Source organism: Micromonospora sp. B11E3, assembly GCF_039871625.1.
Lineage (GTDB): Bacteria > Actinomycetota > Actinomycetes > Mycobacteriales > Micromonosporaceae > Micromonospora.
In genome coordinates, this window is record NZ_JBDPMC010000001.1 from 165,685 (window position 1) to 188,671 (window position 22,987).

Annotated in this window: 18 protein-coding genes and 1 pseudogene; 10 read left to right on the forward strand and 9 right to left on the reverse strand. The window is 75.4% G+C overall.

Annotated features, from left to right (window positions below):
* Positions 1-4 precede the first annotated feature (4 nt).
* The 6 genes and pseudogenes from ABGB16_RS00755 to ABGB16_RS00780 all read left to right on the forward strand — a co-directional run bounded on the left by ABGB16_RS00755 (position 5) and on the right by ABGB16_RS00780 (position 7,672).
* Entirely contained in the window at positions 5-910 is a 906-nt protein-coding gene (locus tag ABGB16_RS00755) for a M56 family metallopeptidase (RefSeq protein WP_347665965.1), read from the forward strand.
* Between the two features lie 324 nt (positions 911-1,234).
* A complete protein-coding gene (locus tag ABGB16_RS00760; RefSeq protein WP_347665966.1) occupies positions 1,235-2,485 on the forward strand; it encodes a cytochrome ubiquinol oxidase subunit I in 1,251 nt (416 codons plus the stop codon).
* Positions 2,486-2,494: 9 nt separating this feature from the next.
* Positions 2,495-3,499: a cytochrome d ubiquinol oxidase subunit II gene (locus ABGB16_RS00765; protein WP_347665967.1), complete on the forward strand. Its 1,005-nt coding sequence runs from the start codon at positions 2,495-2,497 to the stop codon at positions 3,497-3,499.
* Entirely contained in the window at positions 3,496-5,184 is a 1,689-nt protein-coding gene (cydD, locus tag ABGB16_RS00770; RefSeq protein WP_347665968.1) for a thiol reductant ABC exporter subunit CydD, read from the forward strand. Before ABGB16_RS00765 ends, cydD begins: the two co-directional genes overlap by 4 nt.
* A 17-nt stretch (positions 5,185-5,201) precedes the next feature.
* Positions 5,202-6,938 (forward strand): annotated as a pseudogene (cydC, locus tag ABGB16_RS00775) (thiol reductant ABC exporter subunit CydC); the annotation flags it as partial.
* Between the two features lie 59 nt (positions 6,939-6,997).
* Positions 6,998-7,672 carry a permease prefix domain 1-containing protein gene (locus tag ABGB16_RS00780; RefSeq protein WP_347665969.1) on the forward strand — a complete coding sequence of 225 codons (675 nt, stop codon included), beginning with the start codon at positions 6,998-7,000 and terminating at the stop codon, positions 7,670-7,672.
* Positions 7,673-7,780: 108 nt separating this feature from the next.
* Here the strand turns inward: ABGB16_RS00780 and ABGB16_RS00785 are convergent, their stop codons facing one another.
* A complete protein-coding gene (locus ABGB16_RS00785) occupies positions 7,781-8,116 on the reverse strand; it encodes a helix-turn-helix transcriptional regulator (RefSeq protein ID WP_347665970.1) in 336 nt (111 codons plus the stop codon).
* 116 nt (positions 8,117-8,232) lie between these two features.
* Between ABGB16_RS00785 and ABGB16_RS00790 the strand changes: the two genes are divergently transcribed.
* Complete coding sequence (locus ABGB16_RS00790; RefSeq protein ID WP_347665971.1) at positions 8,233-9,213, forward strand: DNA primase; 981 nt, start codon at positions 8,233-8,235, stop codon at positions 9,211-9,213.
* A gap of 63 nt (positions 9,214-9,276) precedes the next feature.
* Positions 9,277-11,712 (forward strand): transposase, encoded by a 2,436-nt coding sequence (locus ABGB16_RS00795; protein WP_347665972.1) that lies wholly within the window; start codon positions 9,277-9,279, stop codon positions 11,710-11,712.
* A gap of 184 nt (positions 11,713-11,896) precedes the next feature.
* Here the strand turns inward: ABGB16_RS00795 and ABGB16_RS00800 are convergent, their stop codons facing one another.
* The 4 genes from ABGB16_RS00800 to ABGB16_RS00815 all read right to left on the reverse strand — a co-directional run bounded on the left by ABGB16_RS00800 (position 11,897) and on the right by ABGB16_RS00815 (position 16,898).
* Complete coding sequence (locus ABGB16_RS00800) at positions 11,897-12,490, reverse strand: ATP/GTP-binding protein (RefSeq protein ID WP_347665973.1); 594 nt, start codon at positions 12,488-12,490, stop codon at positions 11,897-11,899.
* A gap of 1 nt (position 12,491) precedes the next feature.
* Complete coding sequence (locus ABGB16_RS00805) at positions 12,492-12,869, reverse strand: DUF742 domain-containing protein (RefSeq protein ID WP_347666052.1); 378 nt, start codon at positions 12,867-12,869, stop codon at positions 12,492-12,494.
* A gap of 100 nt (positions 12,870-12,969) precedes the next feature.
* On the reverse strand, positions 12,970-13,374 hold the full coding sequence (locus ABGB16_RS00810) for a roadblock/LC7 domain-containing protein (RefSeq protein WP_347665974.1): 405 nt from the start codon (positions 13,372-13,374) through the stop codon (positions 12,970-12,972).
* Positions 13,371-16,898 carry a nitrate- and nitrite sensing domain-containing protein gene (locus ABGB16_RS00815; RefSeq protein ID WP_347665975.1) on the reverse strand — a complete coding sequence of 1,176 codons (3,528 nt, stop codon included), beginning with the start codon at positions 16,896-16,898 and terminating at the stop codon, positions 13,371-13,373. The genes ABGB16_RS00810 and ABGB16_RS00815 overlap by 4 nt, the downstream gene beginning before the upstream one ends.
* A 194-nt stretch (positions 16,899-17,092) precedes the next feature.
* On the opposite strand from ABGB16_RS00815, the gene ABGB16_RS00820 reads away from it, so the two are divergent.
* Positions 17,093-17,698, forward strand: a complete 606-nt coding sequence (locus ABGB16_RS00820; RefSeq protein WP_347665976.1) for an ATP-binding protein — start codon at positions 17,093-17,095, stop codon at positions 17,696-17,698.
* On the opposite strand, the gene ABGB16_RS00825 is transcribed toward ABGB16_RS00820, so the two are convergent.
* Entirely contained in the window at positions 17,699-18,775 is a 1,077-nt protein-coding gene (locus ABGB16_RS00825; protein WP_347665977.1) for an adenosine deaminase, read from the reverse strand.
* Positions 18,776-18,869: 94 nt separating this feature from the next.
* On the opposite strand from ABGB16_RS00825, the gene ABGB16_RS00830 reads away from it, so the two are divergent.
* Positions 18,870-20,024, forward strand: coding sequence for a putative RNA methyltransferase (locus ABGB16_RS00830; protein WP_347666053.1), 1,155 nt, complete (start codon positions 18,870-18,872; stop codon positions 20,022-20,024).
* Positions 20,025-20,052: 28 nt separating this feature from the next.
* Here the strand turns inward: ABGB16_RS00830 and ABGB16_RS00835 are convergent, their stop codons facing one another.
* The 3 genes from ABGB16_RS00835 to ABGB16_RS00845 all read right to left on the reverse strand — a co-directional run bounded on the left by ABGB16_RS00835 (position 20,053) and on the right by ABGB16_RS00845 (position 22,976).
* Positions 20,053-20,733: a DUF4272 domain-containing protein gene (locus tag ABGB16_RS00835; RefSeq protein WP_347665978.1), complete on the reverse strand. Its 681-nt coding sequence runs from the start codon at positions 20,731-20,733 to the stop codon at positions 20,053-20,055.
* A gap of 110 nt (positions 20,734-20,843) precedes the next feature.
* Positions 20,844-22,124 (reverse strand): thymidine phosphorylase, encoded by a 1,281-nt coding sequence (locus ABGB16_RS00840; RefSeq protein ID WP_347665979.1) that lies wholly within the window; start codon positions 22,122-22,124, stop codon positions 20,844-20,846.
* A gap of 147 nt (positions 22,125-22,271) precedes the next feature.
* Positions 22,272-22,976, reverse strand: coding sequence for a cytidine deaminase (locus ABGB16_RS00845; protein WP_347665980.1), 705 nt, complete (start codon positions 22,974-22,976; stop codon positions 22,272-22,274).
* Positions 22,977-22,987: the final 11 nt, after the last annotated feature.

Below are 22,987 nucleotides of genomic sequence, written 5' to 3' on the forward strand. Positions count from 1 at the left end.
CGTCATGGCGTACGCCGCGCATTTCGCCGCGACGGTCCTGGCCTGCTATTTGACCGCCCAGGTCCTGGCGTCCTCGACCTGGACGTGGCGCGCCCCGCGGGTCGCGATCGTCTGCTGGCAGGCGGTCGGGCTGGCGCTCGGCCTGTCCGCGATGGGCCTGCCGATGGCGCTCGGCCTGGCCGCGTACGACCGGCCGACCGGTGGCGCCCTGCTCGCCCTCGCCACCGACCTGGCCCACGGCACCCTTCCGGCCGATCTCGGGGAGGTCCACCTCGGGCTGGTCGGCGTCGGCTTCGGCATCGGCGCGGTGCTGCTCACCACGACGGTACGCAGCGTCCACGCGACCGTCCGGGCCCAGCGGCGGCACCGGGACCTGCTCGCCCTGGTGGCCCGGCGGGATCCCGCCGTCCCGGGGGCGCTGGTGCTGGACCACCCGAGCGCGGCGGCGTACTGCCTGCCGGGGGTCAAGCCGCGGGTGGTGGTCAGCGCGGGTGCGCTCGACCTGCTCGACCGGGCCGAGCTGGAGGCGGTGCTGACCCACGAGCGGGCGCACGCCCAGGAGCGGCACGATCTCGTGCTGCTGCCGTTCACCGCGCTGCGCCGGGCGCTGCCCTGGTTCCGCTGGGTGCGGGACGCGCACGAGCGGGTCGCCCTGCTGGTCGAGATGCGCGCCGACGACAAGGCCCGCGAGCTGCACGCCGAGGCGCCGTTGGCGGGCGCGCTGCGCCGGTTCGCCGCGGCCGGTCACCGGATCACCCCGGCCGGCGCGCTCGGCGTCGGCGACCGGGACCTGGACGTCCGGGTCCAGCGGCTGCTGGTCGCCGACCGGCCGCCCCGCCTGCTGGGGGCCGCCGCGCTGGCGGTGGCGACGACTCTGGTCGCGCTGCCGGTCTCCCTCTTCCTGAGCTGAGTTCGGCCCGCGGCGGCACCGTTCCGGGCTCGAGTGCCGTCCGCGCCGGCTCACCCAGCCGGGCGTGGTGGACCAGTCGGTCGCCCTGTGGAGCTGCCCCGTCTGTGCTACCGGCCCGGGCGGGCCGCGACCACGGCGGGGTCGGGCCGACCGCGCCCGGCGGAGGGATCAAGCCTGACCGCCCGGAGCCGGGCGCAGTCGGCCCGACCCCCAAGCTCAGCCACCCGCAAGCTGGCACCCAGCCCACACCGGCCGCGACAATATGTCGTGAGGCTACGTGTAGGCTGGATATGACAAGCGAGCCTACTCCTCCGGAGGGCGGCCATGGATTCCCTGCTCCTCGCACGGCTGCAGTTCGCCATCACCACCTCGACGCACTTCCTGTTCGTCGCCGTCACGCTGGGGCTGGTCACCCTGCTGGTGGGGCTCCAGACCGCCTGGGTGGTCACCGGCAACCCGGCGTACGAGCGGCTGACCCGGTTCTGGGGCCAGCTCTACGTGATCAACTACGTGCTGGGCATCGCCACCGGCCTGGTGATGGAGTTCCAGTTCGGGCTGAACTGGAGCGAGCTGTCGCGCTACGTCGGCAACGTCTTCGGGGCGCCCCTCGCCATCGAGACGCTGGTCGCGTTCTTCCTGGAGTCCACGTTCCTCGGCATGTGGATCTTCGGGTGGCACCGGCTGCGTCGGGGCGTCCACCTGGCGCTGCTGTGGGGCGTGGCGCTGACCGCGTACGCCTCGGCGTTCTGGATCATGGTGGCCAACTCGTGGCTGCAGAACCCGGTCGGCTACGAACTGCGCGACGGGGTGGCCCACCTCACCGACTTCGGCGCCCTGCTCACCAACCCCACCCTCGGCATGGCCTTCGGGCACGTGGTGTCCGCCGCACTGCTCACCGGCGGGATGCTGATGGCGGCGGTCAGCGCGTACCACCTGATCCGGCGCACCCCCGACCACGCGCTGTTCCGCACCTCGCTGCGGATCGGGCTGGTCACCGCGACGCTCGCGATCACCCTCGTGCAGGGTTTCGGCTTCGCCCAGTTCGGCCCCGTCGGGCGGGTGCAGCCGACCAAGTTCGGCGGCAGCCCGGAGCAGGAGGCGCTGGTCGCCGACTGGACGGCACGGTTCGGGCCCGGCGACTACACCCCGCCGGTGCTCGCCAACGTCGGGCTGGGCTTCATGATCCTGATCGGCTTCGCCCTGGGCTGCCTCTGGCTGCTGCTGCCGCTGCTCTGGCGGGACGCGATCATCCGGCTGCGGTTCCCGCTGTGGCTGGTGCTGCTGGCGCTGCCGCTGCCCTTCGTGGCGGTGCTCCTGGGCTGGATCTCCCGGGAGGTGGGCCGCCAGCCGTGGGTGGCATACGGGCTGCTCCCCACCGGGCAGGCGGTCTCCCCGGTCGGCGCGCCGGTGATGCTCGCCTCGCTGATCGGCTTCACCGCGCTGCTCGGCACGCTCGCCGTCGCCAACTGGGTGCTGCTCGCCCGGCACGCCGCCCGGGGCGCCGCGGACCCGGCGCTCGGCCGCCCGCCCGGCCCGGGCACCGACGACACCCGCCCCGTGCCCGTCTTCAGCTGAGGAGCCCCCGTGGAACTCGCCTGGTACGCCCTGCTCGGCTTCTTCTTCGCCACCTACCTCGTGCTCGGCGGCTACGACTACGGCGTCGGGCTGCTGCTCGCTCGGGGCGGCGGGACGTCCCGCCGCGCCACGCTCACCGCCCTCGGCCCGTTCTTCCTCGGCAACGAGGTGTGGCTGGTGGCCACCGCCGGCATCCTGTTCGGCGCGTTCCCCGCCCTGGAGGGTGAGCTGCTCTCCGGGTTCTACCCGGTGGTCGTCACCGCGCTGGTCGGGGTGATCGCGGTGACCGTCGGCGTGCAGTTGCGTGGCCGCCCGGCCGCCGCGTCGGCCCGGGCCCGCTGGGACCGCGTGGTCGTCGCCGGCAGCCTGCTCGCCGCGCTCGGCTGGGGTGCGCTGCTCGCCGGCCTGCTCCAGGGCGTGCCGCTGACCGGCGTCGGGCACGTGGCCGGCGTCGGGCACGTGGTCACCCCGTTCGTGGCGGCCGGCGGGCTCGCCATGGCGGCCCTGGTCGCCGTGCACGGTGCGACGTTCCTCACCCTCCGGCTGCCGGTCGCCGACGCCGCCGCGCTCGCGCGTACCGCCCGCCGGCTGGTGCCGGTGGCGCTCGCCGCGGTCGCCCTGGCCACCGTCGCGGGCGGGCTCTCCGCCGGGGTACGCGCCGCGGCGCAGCGCCCGATGTTCGCCGTACTGCTGCCGGTTGCGCTGTTCGCGGCGCTGCTGACGGCCCGCGTCGCGCTCGCCCAGCGGCGGCCGGGCCTCGCCTTCGCGGCCACGAGCGCGGCGCTGGCCCTGCCGGTGGCGGCGGTCGGCGCGGCGCTGTGGCCGTACGCGCTGGTCTCCACCGTCGACCCGGCGCTCTCGCTGGCTGTCGCCGACGCGGCGGCCAGCCGGTCGACCCTGTCCCTGCTGGGCTGGCTCACGGTGCCGCTGCTGCCGGCCCTACTAGGCTTTCAGGCGATGTGCTGGTGGGTGTTCCGGGGACGGACGGACGGCAGGGCACCGGTGTACTGGTGAACCGCCGCCCCTTCGACCCGCGTCTGCTGCGCCGGGTCCCCGCGGCCCGGCGCGACCTCGCCGTGCTCGCGGTGCTCGGCGGGCTGACGGCGCTGCTGGTCGTGGGGCAGGCCACCGCGCTGGCCACGCTGCTGGCGACCGCGTTCCACGGCCGGCTGGACCGGCCCGCGCTGGCCGGCTTCCTGGCCGCCGTCGCCGGCCGGGCGCTGGTCTCCTGGGCGCAGGGCACGGTGGCGGCGCGGGCCGCCGCGACCGTGAAGGCGACGCTGCGGGAGGACCTGCTGGCCGCCGTCGGCCGGCACGGGCCCGCCTGGGTCGCCGGGCAGCGGGCCGGGCAGCTCGCCACGCTGGCCGGGCGCGGGCTGGACGCGCTGGACGCCTACTTCACCGGGTACCTGCCGCAGCTCGTGCTCAGCGTCACCGTGCCGCTGGCCGTACTGGCCCGCATCGCGCTCGCCGACTGGGGCTCGGCGCTGATCATCGCGCTGACCCTGCCGCTGATCCCGGTGTTCGGCGCGCTGCTCGGCTGGCAGGCGCAGGCCGCCACCGAGCGCCAGTGGCGCCGGCTGTCGCTGCTCGGCGGGCACTTCCTCGACATGGTCGCCGGGCTGCCCACCCTGCGCGCGTTCGGCCGGGCCCGGGCCCAGGTCGAGGTGGTACGCCGGATGGCCGACGGGCACCGGGTCGCCACCATGCGTACGCTGCGCATCGCGTTCCTGTCCGCCCTGGTCCTGGAGCTGGTGGCCACCCTGTCGGTGGCGCTGGTGGCGGTGCCGGTGGGCATCCGGCTGCTCGGCGGCGGGCTGACCCTGTCCACCGCGCTGCTGGTGCTGCTGCTCACCCCGGAGGCGTACCTGCCGCTGCGGGCGGCCGGCAGCCGGTTCCACGCCAGCATGGAGGGGCTGACCGCGCTGGACGAGGCGCTCACCCTCTCCGCCGGCGGGCCCGCCGGGCCGACCGCCGCCCCGGCGGCCGGGGCGCGGCCGGCTCCCGACGGGCGGGGCGAGATCCGGCTCGAGGGCGTGACCGTCGCGTACGAGCGGACCGTGGCGCTGCGGGACGTGTCGCTGACCATCTGGCCCGGGGAGCGGATCGCCGTCGTCGGGCCGAGCGGGGCCGGCAAGAGCACCCTGCTCAACCTGCTGCTCGGCTTCGTCGCCCCGACGGAGGGCCGGGTGACGGTCGGCGGCGTCGACCTGGCCGGGGCCGACCCGGACGCGTGGCGGCGCCAGCTGGCCTGGGTGCCGCAGCGGGCCCACCTGTTCGCCGCGACGCTGGCCGACAACATCCGGCTCGGCGCCCCGGACACCCCGGACGACGCCCTCGCCCCGGCGGTCGCCGCCGCCGCGCTGGACGAGGTGGTCGCCGCCCTGCCCGACGGGCTCGACACCGTGCTCGGCGAACGCGGCCACGGCCTGTCCAGCGGCCAGCGGCAACGGGTCGCGCTGGCCCGGGCGTTCCTCCGGGACGCCCCCGTCGTCCTGCTCGACGAGCCCACCGCCCGGCTGGACAGCGCCAGCGAGGCCGTGGTGCTGGCCGCCACCCGCCGGCTCGTCGCCGGGCGGACCGCCCTGCTGGTGGCGCACCGGCCGGCCCTGCTGGAGGACGCCGACCGGGTCCTGCGGGTCGAGGACGGCCGGGTCACCGAGCTGACGCCGGCCCCCGCGCAGGAGGTGGCGCCATGAGTACGGCCGAACGGACGGTGCTCCGGCTCGCCCGGCCGTACCTGGGCCGGCTGCTCGGGGCGGGGCTGCTCGCCGCCGCCACGGAGTTCGCCGGGCTGGCCCTGATGGCCACCGCGACCTGGCTGCTGATGAGCGCCGCCGGCCGCCCGCCGCTGGACCGGCTCACCGTGGCGATCGTCGCCGTCCGGGCGCTGGCGATCGGCCGGGGCGTGTTCCGCTACACGGAGCGCCTGGCCGGCCACGACGCCGTGCTGCGGATGGTCACCGACGTCCGGGCCCGGGTCTTCGCCACCCTCGCCGGCCGGCGCGACGCGGCGCGACAGCGCACCGGGGACGCGCTGAGCCGGCTGGTCTCCGACGTGGACGCGGTGCAGGACCTGCTGCTCCGGGTGCTCGTGCCGGGGGCGGCCGCCGCGCTGGTGAGCGTGCTGGCGGTGGCGGGGGCCGCGGCCGTCTCCCCGGCGGCGGCCGGGGTGCTCGCGGTCGGGCTGCTGGTCGCCGGGGTCGGGCTGCCGTTGGCGGCCACCGCGCTGACCCGCCGCGCCGCCGACGAGGTCGCCCCGCTGCGCGGCGCGCTCGCCGCCGACGCGGTCGACCTCACCCACGGCGCCGCCGACCTGGCCGCCTTCGGCGCGACCGGGTACGCGCTGGACGCCGCCGCCGGGCGGGCCCGTCGGCTGGCCCGGCTCGAACGGCGGCTCGCCGCGACGGGTTTCGCGGTCGACGCGGCCGGGGTGCTGGTCGCCGGGGCGACCGCCGGGGCGGTGGTGGTCACCGCGCTCCGCGCGGGGGTCGGCGGGGTGCTGGTCGGGGTGCTGGCGGTCGGCGCGCTGACCGCCGTCGAGGTGGCGCTGGCCCTGGTCGGTGCCGCCCGGCAGCGGGCCGGGCTGCGGGCCGGGCTGGTCCGGGTGGCCGCCCTGCTGGCCGCCCCGGCGGCCGAGCGACCGGAGCCGTCGGCCGCGCCCGCCGCCACGGTCACGGACGCCCCGCACGACGTGCGCTTCGACCGGGTGACCGTCCGGTACCGGTCGGACGCCGCGCCCGCGCTGGACGGGTTCGCCCTGGATCTGCCGGCCGGCCGGCGGGTCGCCGTGGTCGGGCCGAGCGGGGCCGGCAAGAGCACCCTCGCCGCCGTCCTCACCGGCGCGGTGCGCCCCGACAGCGGGCGGGTCACCCTGGACGGGGTGGACCTGTCGGCGTACCCGCCCGAGGAGCTGCCGCGGGCGGTCGGCGGGCTGCTCGCCGAGGCGTACGTCTTCCACGCCACCGTCCGGGAGAACCTGCTGCTCGGCCGGCCCGGCGCGGACGAGGCCGAGCTGGCCGACGCGGCCCGGGCGGCCGGCCTGCTGGACTGGGTACGCGCCCAGCCCGCCGGCTGGGACACCGTCGTCGGTGAGGAGGGTGGCCAGCTCTCCGGCGGCCAGCGGCAGCGCCTCGCGCTGGCCCGGGCACTGCTCGCCGCGCCCCGGGTGCTGGTGCTGGACGAGCCGACCGAGGGGCTCGACCCGGTCGCCGCCGACGCGGTGCTCGGCTCGGCGCTGGCCGCCACGCCGGCCGGGCACTCCGTGCTGCTGATCAGCCACCGGCTCAGCGGGCTGGCCGGCCTCGACGAGATCGTGGTGCTCGACGCCGGCCGGGTGGCGCAGCGCGGCCGGCACGCCGAGCTGGTCGCGACGCCGGGCTGGTACCGGGACCAGTGGCTGCTGCAGGAGGCGGCCGAGCGGGGCTACCTGGCCCTGACCCCCCGCCCCTGAGCCGGGATTCGGGGAATCTCCCCGACGCGCCGGCCGCCCGGGCGTGGCAGGCTCGCCCCATGGCCCGCTGCGACGTCGTACGCGTCGAGGATCGGCTGCGCGAGCTGGACGACCGGCTGCGCGGCCCCGCTCGGCTCAAGGCCGACCTGCTGACCGAGGCCCGGCACGCGTTGGAGGACGCCGTCGAGGCGTACCGGGACCGGGGGCTGTCGGCGGCGGAGGCCGAGCGGCGGGCGGTGGCCGAGTTCGGCGACCCCGCCGGCCTCGGTCCGGCCTACCAGGCGGAGCTGGCGGCCGGCTCGCTGCGCGGCCTGGCGCTGCGGGTGCTCGCGGTCGCCGGCGTGCTGGTGGCCGCGGGCGACCTGACCTGGCGCGGGTCGAGCTGGAGCGGCACGGGCCCGCGGCCACCGGCCGGCTACCTGCTGCTGTCCGGCTCGCTCGACGCGATCTGGCTGGCGATCGCCCTCCTCGCGGCGGCCGGGCTGCTGCTGGTGGCCGCCTCGGCCCGGTCGGCGCACCCCGCCCTGCCCCGGCTCGCCCGGCTGGTCGGGCTCGGCCTGACGGTGGCGCTCGGCCTGGGCGCGCTCAACGGCGCGGCCCTGTACGCGTGGTCGCTGGGGCTGTGGGAGGCGGCCCTCACCTGGCCGCCGATGATCGTCGGCGGGGTCGCGGTCACGGCCGCCCTCCTGTGGCTCGCCCGGGCGGCCCGATCCTGGCTGCTCGCGGCCCGCTGACGGGCGGCGGATCACTCCGGTCGCCCCGCTGACGGGCCGCGGCGGGCCACTCCGGTCGCCCGCCGACGGACGGGGGTGGGGCGAACCGGTGCGGCTCGGGGCCGCGGGTCAGGCCCGGGAGACGGGGCTGTCGCCGAGGAAGCGGCCGACGGTCGCGCTGAACTCGCGCCAGCCGTCCCGCTCGCCGGCCAGCGCGCGGCGCCCCGAGTCGGTGAGCTCGTACGTCCGGCGTTCCCGGCCGTTGACCGTGCTCCAACTGCTGGCCACGTGCCCGGCCCGTTCCAGCCGGCGCAGCGCCGGGTAGATGGTCCCGGTGGGCAGGTCGAGGTGTCCCTCGCTGCGGGCCCGCAGCGCCTCGATGATGGCGTAGCCGTGCAGCGCGCCCCGCTCCAGCACCGCGAGCAGCAGCGCGTCGAGGTGTCCGTGCAGCGCCTGGGCCTTCACGTGTAGCAACGCTACTTGTTCATCAGCCGGACCGCTACCGGGGTGCGGGCAGCAGCCGGCCGGAGCCGCCCACTAGGGTATGTGCCCAGAGTCACTCGGCGGTCGGACGTCGCCGGGTGGGCAGCCCGAAGCACACGGAGGTCAGCGTGGCCCGCCAGTCGCCCCAACGGCCCGACGCCGACGAGCCCGAGCTCGACGACACCGACGCCACCGTCGAGGAGAACGCCGACGCCACCGCCGAGGAGGACGCCGACGGCCCGGCGGCGCGGAACGTCGACCGCTCACTCTGGGACGAGCTGCGGATCGACCCGGTGGAGATCAACCTGCCCGCCGGCACCGGCTTCACGCTGCGGGCGTACCGGCCGGCGCGGGAGCTGACCCCCACCGACGTCACCGAGCGGGACCAGGACGACCCGTTCCTCGCCCGCCGACAGGTGGTCGAGGTGGAGGACGACGACGAGGTCGTGATCCTCGACGAGGAGGTGGCCGCCGAGTTCGCCGAGGCCGACGAGGAGGAGGCGGCCAAGGCGAAGTCCCGGGCCAAGGACACCGACGCCGAGGCCGAGGAGGCCGACGAGTCGGACGAGGACGCCGAGGACGAGGCGGGCGACGAGGAGGTGCCGATCTTCCTCAGCCACCGGGGCCGGCTGCTGCTGTTCAAGTCACCGGAGTCGCTGGTCAGTTTCGTCCGCTCCGGCGCGCCCAACGACATGTCCCAGCTGGACAGCTGGAATGAATTGGCCGAACGGGTGGAGCCGGCCGACATCGCGCCGCTCGACGAGGACACGTACGAGCTGGACCTGGTCGTGGAGAACCTGCGCGGCGGGCACGACGCCTGGGACCCGCCCCTGCTCATCGAGGCCGGTGAGGTGGCCCGGGACGTCGCGTACGCCCTGCGTATGCCCGCGGTGCTGGACATGCTCTCCGCCGGGTCCAGCCTGGACGATCTGGACGAGGCGCTGCGCGTCTCGGTCAACGGCGGGCTCGGCGGATTCCTCGGCCGGCGGCGGCTGAAGAAGATCGGCGCGCAGACCGCCAGCCTCGGTTGGCGCACCATTGTCGGCAAGATCTCTGCGGTCGTGGACTGGCGCGACTGACGCGTACCAGGGAGCATCAGTCTCTGGCAGAGAAGACCTCAGTCCCGGGAGGAGGACGACGCCGTGGCGCTCGTGCGCGTGTACTGCGGTCTGGCCTCGGCGGATCCGGCCGACCGACCGGCCTCGGCCGGTTCGACGCTGACGTCCGCAGTGGTCGACGACGCAGGCCGGCTGCTCCATGTCTGCGAGATCGGTGACGACCCGGCCGGCTACGCCCAACTGGTCGCGCTGCTCGTGGAGCGGTCGGGCGGGCCGAGCGGCGCCGCGATCGCCGCCGACAGCGACGACCACACGGTCACCTCGCTGCTCAGCGCCGCCGGTCGTCCCCTGGCGATCGCCGACGACGACTCGGTGGACGACTTCGCCGAGCGCTTCGCCGACGACGACTCGGTCGAGGAGATCCAGTCCCCGCCGGCCGAGCGGCGGGCCGTCGGGCTGGCCCGCGCCCTCCAGGCCGGCGCGCTCTCCGCCGTCACCCTGCCCGCCCCCCGGGACCTCGCCGGCTACAAGCAGGTCCTCGCGGCGCACGCCGCGCTCGCCAACGGCCGGCACTCCGCCGCCGTGGCGCTGCGCGAGGTGCTGCGGGAGCTCTATCCGGCCGCGCTGCGGGCATACCCCGACCCGGCCGAGCCGGTCGCGCTGGCCGTGCTGGACGCCCTGCCCGAGCCGGGCATGCTCGGCGGCACCATCGCCCGCGGCCGGGACGTCTCGGTGGCGGCGGACGCCATCGCCGCCCATCTGACCGCCGACGGTGTCGCGGACGCCGACTCGATCAACGACGCGGTGACCGCGCTGCGGGTGGCCATCTCCGAGACCCCGCGCCGCGCCGCGGTCAGCCGGGCCCTCACCTCGGCCGCGGCGGAGACCGTCCGCCAGGCCGTCGCCTCGGTACGGGCCTGCGACGCGGGCTGCGAGGCGCTGGTCGGCGCGCTGAGCGACCGGGTCACGACCCCCGCTCAGGCTCCCGGCCGGCGGGGCGAGCCGGGCGAGCGACCCGGCCTCACCGGCGGCACCAGCGGCGGCCTGCGCACCATCCGGCCGAACCAGTCCGAGCAGGGGCCCACCGGTGGCCGGCGCACCCCGACCGACTCCCTTCTGGCCGGGGGGCGGCGCAGCCAGACTGACCCCGTTCCGGTCGGTGGCCGGCGCAGCCTGCCCGAGCCGGTCTCCGGCGGCAACCCACCCCTGCCGCCCCGGCCGCTCGGCCCGCCGCCGGTCGCGCCGGAGCCCGTCGCGCCACCGCCGGTAGCCCCCCGCCCGGTGGCCCCGGCCGCCTCGGCCACCCCGCCGGTGTCCGCGCCGCCGGTGTCCGCGCCGCCGGTGTCCGCGCCGCCGGTGTCCGCGCCGCCCGTGTCGGCCCCGCCGCGTTCCATCGTGGACGCCCCGACCAACCGTCCGGTCTCCGCGCCACCGCCCCCACCGCCGGGCATCACGCCGATCGCCCCGGCCCAGCGGGAACGGCCCGTGCCGCCGGCCGAGGCGGGCGAGCCCTTCCGGCCCACCCTCACCACGGCGGCGATCCAGAACGCCCGCGCGGAGCGGCAGCGCACGGTCATCCCGCCCCGGCCAAAGACGACCGACGACGCCGGCCCGCCGACCGGTGCCTTCAGCGCGACCGACCTGAGCATCCCGGTGCCGAGCCCCCGTCCCGGCCCGGAGTCCGCTCCCCCGGGTTCGCGGGCGAACTGGCCGCTGGTCAACAACGCCGACGACCTCGCCGACAGCGACGCCGACAACCCCGGGGCACGGCCCTTCGGTGAGCGGGGTCCCCGTCAGGTCGACGCGCCGACCGATCCGGGCCCGGGCGAGGGCCGGGTCACCCCGCCCTGGCTTGCCGACGACCTGCCGCAGGAGCCACCGATGCTGCGGCTGGTCGAGCCGCCGCCGTTGGCCGACCGGGCGCTGCGGGAGGGGCCGATCCCGGCCACCGACCCGCACCTGGAGAACCCGCCGCTGCGGCTCGTCGACCGGGGGGACCTCCACCGGCCGGAGCCGGAGCGCCCCGCCATGGAGCAGCGGCCGGCGCGTCCCGCCCCGCTGGAACGGCGGACCGCGCCGGTCTCGGACGAGGGCGACGGCGACCTGCTGATCTTCGCGGCCACCAAGTCGGCCTGGTTCGTCGGTCACGGTGACGACGCCGAGCCGGACTGGTCGAGCACCGCCGACAGCGGCTGGCAGGCGGCCGAGCAGGCCGCCCGCCCGGCCGTGGGCGCCGAGACGAAGGCCGGGCTGCCCAAGCGGGTTCCGCAGGCCAATCTGGTGCCCGGCTCGCCGCTGCGGGAGGAGCGTCCACTGCGGATCGTCCGCGACGCGGCCAGCCTGGCCGAGAACACCACCGGCTACTTCCGCGGCTGGCGCCGGGGACAGGAGATCGGCGGGTTCGCGGTCGGCGGGCGCCCGGGGCGGGAGGCGGCGGGCGGCTGGGACTTCACCCGGGACACCGGCGACCGCGACGACGACCGGGAGTACGAGTACCGCTCCGCCGGATACCGGTCCTGACGACCGGCGGTCGGGGGTCTCCTGAACCACACCCATGTCGGCGACATCGGGGTATCTGAGCCCACGCGATGCCGCCATGTCGGCGACATGGGTGTGGGTTCACTCCGACCGCCGACGTCGGGCGGGCAGCGCAAAGCGCCCGGTGGCCCGGCGGTAGCCGGTCACCGGGCGCCCGCGGTGCGACTCAGGCCGGCGCGACGGCCCGCGAGCGGCGCATCGTCAGCACGTACTCGACCAGCGAGATCAGCACGTGCTTGGTCGACTCCCGGTTGCGGGCGTCGCAGGGCACGACCGGGATGTCCGGGCTGATCGCCAGCGCGTCCCGGACGTCCTGCGGGTCGTGGTACTGCATCCCGTCGAAGCAGTTGATGGCCACCAGGTACGGCAGCCTCCGGTGCTCGAAGAAGTCGATCGCCGCGAAGCAGTCGGCCAGGCGTCGGGTGTCGACCAGGACCACCGCGCCGATGGCGCCCCGGACCAGTTCGTCCCACATGAACCAGAACCGTGTCTGGCCCGGGGTGCCGAACAGGTACAGGATCAGGTCCCGGTCGATGGTGATCCGGCCGAAGTCCATGGCCACGGTGGTCGTCGCCTTGCCCGGCACCTGCCGGGTGTCGTCGACGCCCACGCCGGCCGAGGTCATGATGGCCTCGGTCGTCAGTGGCGTGATCTCCGAAACCGAGCCGACCAGCGTCGTCTTGCCGACGCCGAACCCACCAGCGATAACGATCTTCGCCGACGTCACCCGCCCGCTCGGGGCGGGCTGGCGGTGCGACATGTCAGAGCCTGCGAAGTCCACTCAGCACCCTCTCCAGCAGTTCAGTGCCCACCGCGTCGTCGGAGTCGTCCAGGATGGTCGGCTCGTGCACCGCGACCAGGCCGTCAGTCGCCATGTCGGCGATGAGCACCCGGGCCACACCGAGCGGGAGCTGCATCCGCGCCGCGATCTCGGCGAGCGACTGCACACGTCCGTCACACAGCGCGGCGATGTACTGGTGCTCGCGGCCCTGGCCGCCGTTGCCACTGGCAGCGGCCCGGCCGCGCACCGTCGTCTCGACGAGCGCCTCCAGAGCGATGGCCAGCCGAGGTCGGGTGCGACCACGGGTCACGGCGTACGGACGGACCAACGGCCCGGTCGACTCGTCATGATCGACCATGTCGCCGCTCACCTCCCTCGTCCCCGACACCGGCTGAGCCCGGTGGTTCCCGTCTTTGTTGTCGTTGCTGCTCCGCCTGACCCACCGGTCAGCGCGAGGGTCAGCCCATCATCCCCACAGCCGGGCGCGGCTGCGGGGTCAACGCGTCGCCCACCCGGTCGACCAGGAGGGCCATCTCGTACCCCACCTGCCCGACGTCACAACTGCGGGCGGCGAGTACGGCGAAGGAGGAGCCGTCCGAGATGGACATCAGGAACAGGAAGCCATTGTCCATCTCGACGACGGTCTGCAGCACCGCACCGCCCTCGAAGCACCGGGCCGCGCCCTGGGTGAGGCTGACCAGCCCGGACGCGATCGCGGCGAGCTGGTCGGCCCGGTCGCGCGGGAGATCCCGTGACGCCGCGAGGAGCAGGCCGTCCGCGGAGACGGCGACCGCGTGCGCGACACCGGGCACCCGGTCGGCGAAGTTGGCCAGCAGCCAACCGAGATCCTGCGTACTTGTCATCCTTGTTGCTCCTTCTGCCCGCTCCCGGCCACCGGCCCTGAGCCAGACTGCGAGGATTGCTGCCCTCCCGGAGTCGCCTCCGGGTTGGTCGGGTTGCCGTCGGGCTGACTACGCCCGCGCTGCACGCCTCGATGGTATGCCGAAAGCAGACCGCGGACCGCCTCCGGTGTCCGGCGTTGGACCGGCGCGGCCGGCTTCTCGATCCCGCCCGGCACGAGTTGGGCCATCGGCACCCGCTTCGGCAGGCCCTTGCGGGTGGTCTCCGCCACGGGGACCTCGGTGGCCGCCGAGGCGGCACGCCATCCGTCGTCGGCCGCGGTCTCCCAGCCGCCGAGCTGCTGCGGGGACCGCCGGCCGGATGTGGCGTCGGTCTGTCCGGGGTGGATGCCGCCACCGGGTGTCAGCCCGCTGTCGCGGGACATTCCTCCGGCCGTCGGTGTTTCTGCCATCGGTGCGTTACCTGTCGTGCCGGGTGCTGTTGTCGGTGCGGCCTGACCGCTGGCGTCGCCCGCGGCGAACCGCTGGGTCGCCGCCGGGTCCGGCGTCGGGGCCTCCGCGGCCCCGGCCGCCTCCTCCGGGGCCGGTCGGCGGGTACGGAACCAGGCCGACTCGAGCTCCCGGAAGATCGGCAGCTCCATCGTCTCGTCGACGTACCGCTGCTGCGGCTGCTGCGCCTGCGGGGCCGCTGGGGCCTGCGCGGGCGGGGCCGTCGGCGCGGCCGACAGGTCGGTACGCGGCACGCGCGGCAGCTCGGTGGTCATGTCCAGGGCGGCGGCGAGGCGCTCGGGCACCGGCGGAGTGGCCGGCTCCCGCTCCGGCGCGGCCACCGGCGGCCAGGCGGGCGGCGCCTGGGCCGACGACACCGGCCGGGTGGGCAGCGGCTGACCGGAGACCGGCGCCGAGTACGGCTGACCCGAGACCGGCCGGGCCGGATACGGCTGACCGGAGACCGGCGCCGAGTACGGCTGACCCGAGACCGGCCGGGCCGGATACGGCTGACCCGAGACGGGCGCCGAGTACGGCTGACCCGAGACGGGGTAACCCGGATAGGGCTGACCCGAGACCGGGGGGCCGGAGACGGGCTGGGCCGAGACCGGGATGCCGGAGACCGGCGGCGCGGAGACGGGCGGCGGGGTCCAGCCCCGGGCCTCCGGGCTGCTGGGCAGCTGCCGCGGGATGGGCGGCTGCCCGCCGGGCCCCGCGTCGCCGTCACCGGCGCGCCGCTGCGGCAGCGGGTCGCCCGGCTGACCGTTGACGACCCGCGGGACGTGGACGTCGCCGCCGGCGGTCCCGGCGGTCCCGGTCAGGTCGGACCAGGCCGGCATCGACCGCACCGGGCCGGCCGCCGAGCCGTGGCCGTTGCGCGGGGCGGGGTCGAACGACCGCCCGCCCAGCGTCACCTGGTTGCCGGAGTGTCCGGGCCGGGACGTCGGCGCGGACGTCGAGCTGTTGCCGAAGGCCGCGAAGGCGCCCAGGGTCGGCGCCGCGCCCGGCTGCGGGCCGGACGCGGGCAGCGCGGGTGCGTGCTGGGTCCGGCCGGACAGCGCCCGGGGCACCAGCACGGCGGTGGGCAGCGTGACGTCGGCGACGGTGCCCCGGTCGGTGCCGGGCCGCAGCTCGACCTTGACGCCGTGCCGGGAGGCCAGCCGGGCGACCACGACCAGACCCATCATCCGGGAGACCGCCACGTCCACCTGCGGCGGCGTGGCGAGGCGCTCGTTGAGCTCCCCCATCTGGTCGGCGCTGATGCCGATGCCCCGGTCCTCCACGTAGAGCGAGGCGCGGTCGCCGACCCTCCGGGCCTCCACCATGACCTGGGAGTCCGGCGGGGAGAAGGCGGTGGCGTTGTCGAACAGTTCGGCGACGAGGTGGACCAGGTCGTTGACCGCGTGCGCGGCGACCTCGATGTCCCGGTCGATCACGCCGAACTCGATCCGGGTGTAGTGCTCGACCTCGGACTGGGCGGCCCGGAGCACGTCGGTCAGCGCCGCCGGCTCGCGCTGCACGCGGGTCGAGTCGGCGCCGGCGAGGACCAGCAGGTTCTCGTCGTTGCGGCGCATCCGGGTGGCGAGGTGGTCGAGCTGGAACAGCTCGGCCAGCCGGTCCGGGTCCTCCTCGCCGCGCTCGAGCCGGTCGAGGTGGCCGATCAGCCGGTCGACGAGGATCTGCGACCGGCGGGCCAGGTTGACGAACATGGTCGCGACCGACGCGCGCAGCGCGGCCTGCTCGGCCGCCGTCCGCACCGCCTCCAGGTGGACCGCGTTGAACGCCTCGGTCACCTGCCCGAACTCGTCGTTGCTGCGCACCGGCAGCGGCTCGGCGATCTGGTTGGCCACCTGGACCGGGGAGAGCTGGTTGGAGACCTGCGGGTCGCGCAGCCGGGCGACGGCCTGGGGCAGGCCGTACTGGGCGATGTTGAGCGCGCCCTGGCGCAGGTCGCGCAGCGAGCGGGCCATGGACCGGGCGACCAGGTACGCGAACAGGATGGCCAGCAGCAGCATGCTGAGCAGCACGCCGGTCTGGAGGAACACCGTCCGCTGCACGTCGGCGCGGAGCTCGTCGGCCTGGCGGACCACGTCGCCGTCCAGCTTGACCTCGACCGCGCGGATCAGCTTGGCGTTGGCCACCATGGCCGCGTCCCACTGGTCCGGGCCGAAGGGCGCGCTGGCCATGCTGCCGTCGATGTTGCCGTCGATCCAGCCGGTGTAGTTCTGGGCCTCACGCCGGTCGCCGCCGGCCACCGTCTGGTCGTGCAGGTCCACCTCCGCCTGGCTGGCCACCGCCTTGAAGCTCTGCAGAGCCTGCTGCTGGCCGGTGCCGCTGGCGATGTAGTCGGTGCGCAGGACGGGAGTCAGCTCCCGCTGGATCAGCGCCCGGTGCACCACGACCCGGCGGACCGAGAGGTACTCCTTCTCCCGGGCGACGGCGGCGGCGGCCCGCATCCGGTCGCTCAGGTCGTTGTCACCGGCGAGCTGGGTGGCGGAGTCGCGGATGGCGAGCAGGTCGTTGATCAGACCCTCGTACGCCTGCATCGCGTCGGCGATCTTCAGCTTGCCGTTGAAGACCTGGCTGCGCGTGGCGGGCAGGTCCCTCAGGTTCTGGTCGATCCCGTCGAGCAGGCTCTCCAGGGTGCGCGGGAGCCCCTGGATGTCGGCGCGCTGCCGCAGGTACGGGTTCTTGGCCTGGTCGACCCGGGAGTTCACCCGGTTGTACGCCTCCTGATACTGCTCCCGGGTCTGGCCGGACGCGGAGCCCAGGAGCAGCACCGCGGAGGTGCGCTCGTCCTGGAGGCTGTTGACGAGGTCGCCGGAGTAGCCGACGAGGCCGGCCAGGTCACCGGAGCGGTTGGCGTTACCGAGCGTGTCGAGGTTGTCCACGATGCCGCTGGTGCCCACCACGACCGTGGCGATGGTCGGCATGATCATGATGAGGCCGAGCTTCGACCAGATCGGCATGTCGCGGAGCCGGCCGGCCGGCCGACGCAGTCGCGACAGGAAGCCCGCCGTCTTCGGCCGTTTGCTCACGTCACCGCCCTCGCGATCACAGCGTCCGCGCGTTGCTCCGGGCAACGCTCAGCAACCGACCCGTCGGGTCGGACCTCCGAGATTCCATCACGCCGCCGTGCAAAGAGAAAGCCCAGGTTGGCCGTCGCGGACGGTGTGATGAGATATTGACGCAATTTGCTCGCAATCAGTCTCGGCCGGAGTCACTTACAGTGATGGATACCCCGCACCACGTCGTCCTACTCGCCGGCCCCTCCGGCTCCGGCAAGTCGTACATCGCCCGGCGGACTGGCCTGCCCGTTCTCTGCCTCGACGACTTCTACAAGGACGGCGACGACCCTTCGTTGCCGCGCCGGGACGGTCTGGTCGACTGGGACTCACCGCAGTCGTGGGACGCCGAGGCCGCCGTGGCGGCGATCGCCCGACTGGCCAGAGACGGCAAGGCCGAAGTGCCGGTTTACGCGATCGGCGCGGATCGCCGGGTGGCCACCCGGCCATTCGACGTCGCCGGATCGCCACTTTTCGTCGCCGAAGGAATCTTCGCCGCCGAGATCGTCGAGGAGTGCCGGCGCCGGGGCGTGCTCGCCGGGGCGTACGCGCTGCGCCGCCCGCGCGGCGCGACCTTCCTGCGGCGGCTGGCCCGCGATCTGGCCGAGCAGCGCAAGGCGCCGCGGGTGCTGATCCGGCGGGGGCTCGCCCTGCTGCGCGACGAGCCCGCGGTGCTGCGCCGCCAGGCGGGCCTCGGCGCCCACCCGCTCGGGGCCGGCGAACTGCTGCGCCGGGTGGCCGACCTGCTCGCCGGCCACCCGCGGCGCTCCTGATCAGCCGAGCAGCTTCGCGTACGCCGGCTTGATCACCTCGTCGATGATCTCCAGCCGCTCGTCGAAGGGGATGAACGCGCTCTTCATCGCGTTGATGGTGAACCACTGGAGTTCCTTCCAGCCGTAGCCGAAGGCCTCCACCAGCAGCGCCATCTCCCGGGACATCGAGGTGCCGCTCATCAGCCGGTTGTCCGTGTTCACCGTCACCCGGAACCGGAGGTCGCGCAGCAGCCCGATGGGGTGATCGGCGATCGACGGGGCGGCACCGGTCTGCACGTTCGACGAGGGGCAGAGCTCCAGCGGGATCCGCTTGTCGCGGACGTACGCGGCCAGCCGGCCGAGCGCGGGCCGCCCGCCGGGGGTGATGTCGTCGACGATGCGCACCCCGTGGCCGAGCCGGTCGGCCCCGCACCACTGGATGGCCTGCCAGATCGACGGCAGCCCGAACGCCTCGCCCGCGTGGATGGTGAAGTGGAAGTTCTCCCGCTGGAGGTACTCGAAGGCGTCCAGGTGCCGGGTGGGCGGGAAGCCGGCCTCCGCGCCGGCGATGTCGAAGCCGACCACCCCGGCGTCCCGGTGCCGCACCGCCAGCTCGGCGATCTCCTGCGACCGCGCGGCGTGCCGCATCGCGGTGAGCAGGGTGCCGACCCGGATCGGGGTGCCGGCCTCGGCGGCGAGCGCCGCGCCCTCGGTGAACCCGGCGACGACCGCCTCGACCACCTCGTCCAGGGTCAGGTCCCGCTCCAGGTGCTGCTCCGGGGCGAACCGCACCTCGGCGTACACGACGCCGTCGGCGGCCAGGTCGAGCGCGCACTCGCGGGCCACCCGGCGCAGCGCGGACGCGGTCTGCATGACCCCCACCGTGTGCGCGAACGTCTCCAGGTAGCGCTCCAGCGAGCCGGAGTTCGCCGCCTCGACGAACCAGCGGCCGAGCGCCTCCGCGTCGCCGGTGGGCAGCTCGTGGCCGACCTCGGCGGCCAACTCGACGACCGTCGCCGGCCGCAGGCCGCCGTCGAGGTGGTCGTGCAGCAGCGCCTTCGGGACCTTGACGATGTCCTCGTATGAGATTGCGACCATGCCCAGACACTAGGTCCGCCACGCCACGTGGTCACGGACGCCGTCCGTGGCGTCGTCGGCGCGTGACGGGCCGGCCGGTACGGTGACCCCGGTGATGGATCCCCGCGTCGTGCACCGGCTACGCTGCCCGGTCTGCGCCGAACCGCTCGCCGAGGCCGCCGCCGGGACCACCCGGGCGCTGCGCTGTCCCCGCCGGCACAGCTTCGACGTGGCCCGTCAGGGGTACGTCAACCTGCTCGCCGGCCGCGCCCCGCACGTCGGCGACACCGCCGAGATGGTGGCCGCCCGCGCCGACTTCCTGGCCGCCGGCCACTACGACCTCGTCTCCGCGGCGCTGGCCGACGCCGCGACCGACGCGGTCCGCCGGCTGACAGCGGCCGGCTCCGCCGGCGGCCGGTCACCCGGGGTGACGACGCCCGCCGAGCCGACCTCCCCCCTCCGCCCGCTTTGCTCTGCACCCACCGACGCAGCGGTGACGAAGGGTGACCGCTGCGGATGCGGGTGCAGAGCAAAGGGCCCGGAGCGGGGCATGCCCACCGGCGCGCCCACCGCCGGCGCGCCCACCACCGGCGCGCCCACCGCCGGCGCGCCCACCACCGGCGGGCCCACCACCAGCAGGCCGACCACCGGCGGCGAAAGCGGGGACGGCACCGGCGCCGACCGGCCCGTCGGGGCGTACCCCCTGGTGGTGGACGCCGGCGCGGGCACCGGGCGGCACCTCGCGGCGGTGCTGGCGGCGCTGCCGGACGCCGTGGGCCTGGCCCTGGACGTCTCCAAGCCGGCGCTGCGCCGGGCCGCCCGGGCCCACCCGCGGGCGGCGGCGGCGCTCGCGGACACCTGGCAACGGCTGCCGCTGGCCGACGCGTCCACGGCCGTGCTGCTCAACGTCTTCGCCCCGCGCAACGGCGCGGAGTTCCGCCGGGTGCTGCACCCGGCCGGCGCACTGCTGGTGGTCACCCCCGCCGAGGACCACCTCACCGAACTGGTCGACGCGCTCGGTCTGCTCCGGGTGGACCCCGCCAAGGCCGACCGGGTGGCGGGCAGCCTGGGCGAGCACTTCGACCCGGTCGCCACGACGGTGCTCCGGTCCCGGCTGGAGCTGACCCGGCCGGAGGTCGCGACCCTGGTCGGGATGGGGCCGAGCGCCTGGCACGCCGGCCCGGCCGTGCTCGCCGCCCGGATCGCGGCGCTGACCGAACCGGTCGGGGTGACCCTCGCCGTCCGGCTCGGCACCCACCGCCCCCGCTGAGCGGCGCCCGGCACGCCGGCGGCGCCGGTCAGGTGGACAGGTCGACCTCTTCCCACCCCGGCGGCTCGTCGTGGTACGGCCCGCGCAGAACCACCGCCCACTCCAGCGCCCACCGGCGCTGGCCGATCGCGTTCGCGTCGATCAGGCCGGGCAGCCGGCGTCCGGCCCGCTCCAGCTCCAGGTACGCCCAGTCGAGGCAGTAGTGCAGGTCGAGCAGCGCCGCCGCGTCGGCCGGGTGCTGGGGCGCGGCGAGGATGCGCGCGCGCCACTGCTGGAAGGTCTCCCCCGCGGCGATCTGCGGCAGCCGCTCCACCAACCGGTCGTCCACGGGCAGCGTCGGGTCGAGCTGCTTGGTCAGGCCGAGCACCCACGTCAGGGAGAAGAGCGCGTCGTGGTGCAGCACGAACGACCGGTGGTCGCCCCGGCCGCCCGTCACGAACTGCCACTCGGGCGGCGTGACCGAGTCGACCAGGCGCGAGCCGAGCAGCCAGCTCATCGCCGCCTGCGGCGGCATGCCGAAGCAGCGGGCCAGGATCAGGTGCAGCACGGCGATCCGGGCCTCGATCTCGGCGGTCGGCCGCAGCTCGATCTCGTCGCCCGGCTCCCACACCAGGGGGAACTGGCTGGGGGGGAGGGGCAGTCCCAGTCGGGACAACTCGTCCAGGCTGGCCTCGCGAACCTCTTGCGGGTCGGGGGCGGGTACGCGCACGCTCACATCCCTGTCAGTCGCATCGGCTCAGCGCCGATCATTCCCCCTTGGCCTGCGAGAATAACGGTTCGCAGCGGCGTACACCATGGGCACTCGCGGCTCCGACCGACTCATCCGATCCGCTCGACGACCAGCGGCGACACCGCCGGGGCCGTCGGCGAGATCCGCACCGCGCGGCCCGCCTCCGCCAGTGCCGCCGGGATCCGGGTGACGTGCTCCGCCCGCAGCTCGTACAGGGGTTCGCCGGCGCGCACCGGGTCCCCGGGACGCTTGTGCAGCACCACCCCGGACGGGAAGCTCACCGGGTCCTCCTTGCGGGCCCGGCCGGCCCCCAGCCGCCAGGCGGCCACCCCGATCGCGTACGCGTCGACGGACTCGACGAAGCCGTCCGCGTCGGCGCGGACCACCTCGACCTCGTTCGCGGTGGGCAGCGGGGCGTCCGGGTCGCCGCCCTGCGCCCGGATCATGCGCCGCCAGACGTCCATCGCCCGGCCGTCGCGCAGCGCGGCCTCCGGGTCGGCGTCCGGCAGCCCGGCCGCGTCGAGCATCTCCCGGGCCAGCGCCAGGGTCAGCTCCACCACGTCGGCGGGGCCCCCACCGGCCAGCACCTCCACCGACTCGGTCACCTCGGCCGCGTTGCCGACGGCCAGGCCGAGTGGCGTGGACATGTCGGTGAGCAGGGCGACCGTCCGCACGCCGTGCGCCCCGCCCAGCTCGACCATGGTCCGGGCCAGCTCGCGGGCGTCGTCCACGGACTTCATGAACGCGCCGGAGCCCACCTTCACGTCGAGCACCAGCGCGCCGGTGCCCTCGGCGATCTTCTTGCTCATGATCGAGCTGGCGATCAGCGGGATCGCCTCCACGGTGCCGGTGACGTCGCGCAGCGCGTACAGCTTCCGGTCGGCCGGGGCGAGACCCGCGCCCGCCGCGCAGACCACCGCGCCCACCTCGCGCAGCTGGCGGATGAACTCGTCGTTGCTCAGCGCGGCCCGCCAGCCCGGGATGGACTCCAGCTTGTCCAGCGTGCCGCCGGTGTGGCCGAGACCGCGCCCGGACAGCTGCGGCACCGCGCCGCCGCAGGCCGCCACCAGCGGGGTGAGCGGCAGGGTGATCTTGTCACCGACACCGCCCGTGGAGTGCTTGTCGACGGTCGGCCGGTCCACCGCGGAGAGGTCGAGCCGCTCCCCGCTGGCGATCATCGCGGCGGTCCACCGGGCGATCTCCGGCGCGCTCATCCCGCGCAGCAGGATCGCCATGGCCAGCGCGGACATCTGCTCGTCGGCGACCAGCCCCCGGGTGTACGCGTCGACCACCCAGTCGATCTGCCCGTCGCTGAGCACCCCCCCGTCCCGCTTGGTCCGAATGACGTCAACCGCAGTGAAAGCACTCACCTTCGAGTTCCTATCAGTCGTTGCGGAACGGGCAGGCGGGCCGCCACCGTCGAGGGATCGGGCCGACCGCGCCCGGCGGAGGGATCAAGCCTGACCGCCCGGAGCCGGGCGTGGTCGGCCCGATCCCCAAGCTCAGCCACCCGCAAGCTAGCCGCCCCAGCGGATCGGGATCTCCAGAGGCGGCTCCCCCTCGCCGGCCCAGAAGATGGTGCCCGAGGCGTCGACCACCACCACCCGCGGGGTACGGGCGTGACCCCAGGCGATCGCCTCGGCCGGGTCGCCCCAGCTCGGCCCCTCCTCCAGCACCCCGGTCTCGGCGCCCTCGGTGTCCCCGGCCGACCGCTCCCAGTACGCCGTCCAGACCTGCTGCCCCGCCGACAGGTCCGGGTGCACGAACACCGTGCCGCGCCCCCGCCAGGCGGCCAGCCGGTCCGGCACCACGGGAACCGGCTGCTCCCTGGTGACGGCCTCCAGGTCGGCCACGTCGAAGGCGTGCGGGAGCAGCTCCGTCATGGCGAGCGGGCCGCCCTTGGCCTCGATCAGGCACTGCGGGCCGCCGTGCTCCCAGAGCAGCTGCCGGCACCGGCCGCACGGCATCAGCGGCTCGCCGGTGGCGTCGACGCAGGAGAGCGCGACGAGGCGACCGCCGCCGGTGGCGTGCAGCGCGGAGACCACTCCGCACTCGGCGCAGAGCACCACCCCGTACGCGGCGTTCTCGACGTTGCAGCCGGTCACGATCCGGCCGTCGTCGACCAGGGCGGCAGCCCCGACCGGAAACTTCGAGTACGGCACGTACGCGTGCCGCATCACCTCGGTGGCCGCGGCCCGCAGCCGCCCCCAGTCGATCTCCATCGCGCGATACC

Coding starts and splice junctions, on each gene's coding strand:
- ABGB16_RS00760 (WP_347665966.1), top strand. CDS start 1,235: ATGGATTCCCTGCTCCTCGCACGGCTGCAGTTCGCCATCACCACCTCG.
- ABGB16_RS00800 (WP_347665973.1), bottom strand. CDS start 12,490: ATGTCGCACCGCCAGCCCGCCCCGAGCGGGCGGGTGACGTCGGCGAAG.
- ABGB16_RS00845 (WP_347665980.1), bottom strand. CDS start 22,976: ATGGAGATCGACTGGGGGCGGCTGCGGGCCGCGGCCACCGAGGTGATG.
- ABGB16_RS00755 (WP_347665965.1), top strand. CDS start 5: ATGGCGTACGCCGCGCATTTCGCCGCGACGGTCCTGGCCTGCTATTTG.
- ABGB16_RS00810 (WP_347665974.1), bottom strand. CDS start 13,374: ATGACAAGTACGCAGGATCTCGGTTGGCTGCTGGCCAACTTCGCCGAC.
- ABGB16_RS00830 (WP_347666053.1), top strand. CDS start 18,870: ATGGATCCCCGCGTCGTGCACCGGCTACGCTGCCCGGTCTGCGCCGAA.
- ABGB16_RS00780 (WP_347665969.1), top strand. CDS start 6,998: ATGGCCCGCTGCGACGTCGTACGCGTCGAGGATCGGCTGCGCGAGCTG.
- ABGB16_RS00805 (WP_347666052.1), bottom strand. CDS start 12,869: ATGGTCGATCATGACGAGTCGACCGGGCCGTTGGTCCGTCCGTACGCC.
- ABGB16_RS00825 (WP_347665977.1), bottom strand. CDS start 18,775: ATGGTCGCAATCTCATACGAGGACATCGTCAAGGTCCCGAAGGCGCTG.
- ABGB16_RS00820 (WP_347665976.1), top strand. CDS start 17,093: ATGGATACCCCGCACCACGTCGTCCTACTCGCCGGCCCCTCCGGCTCC.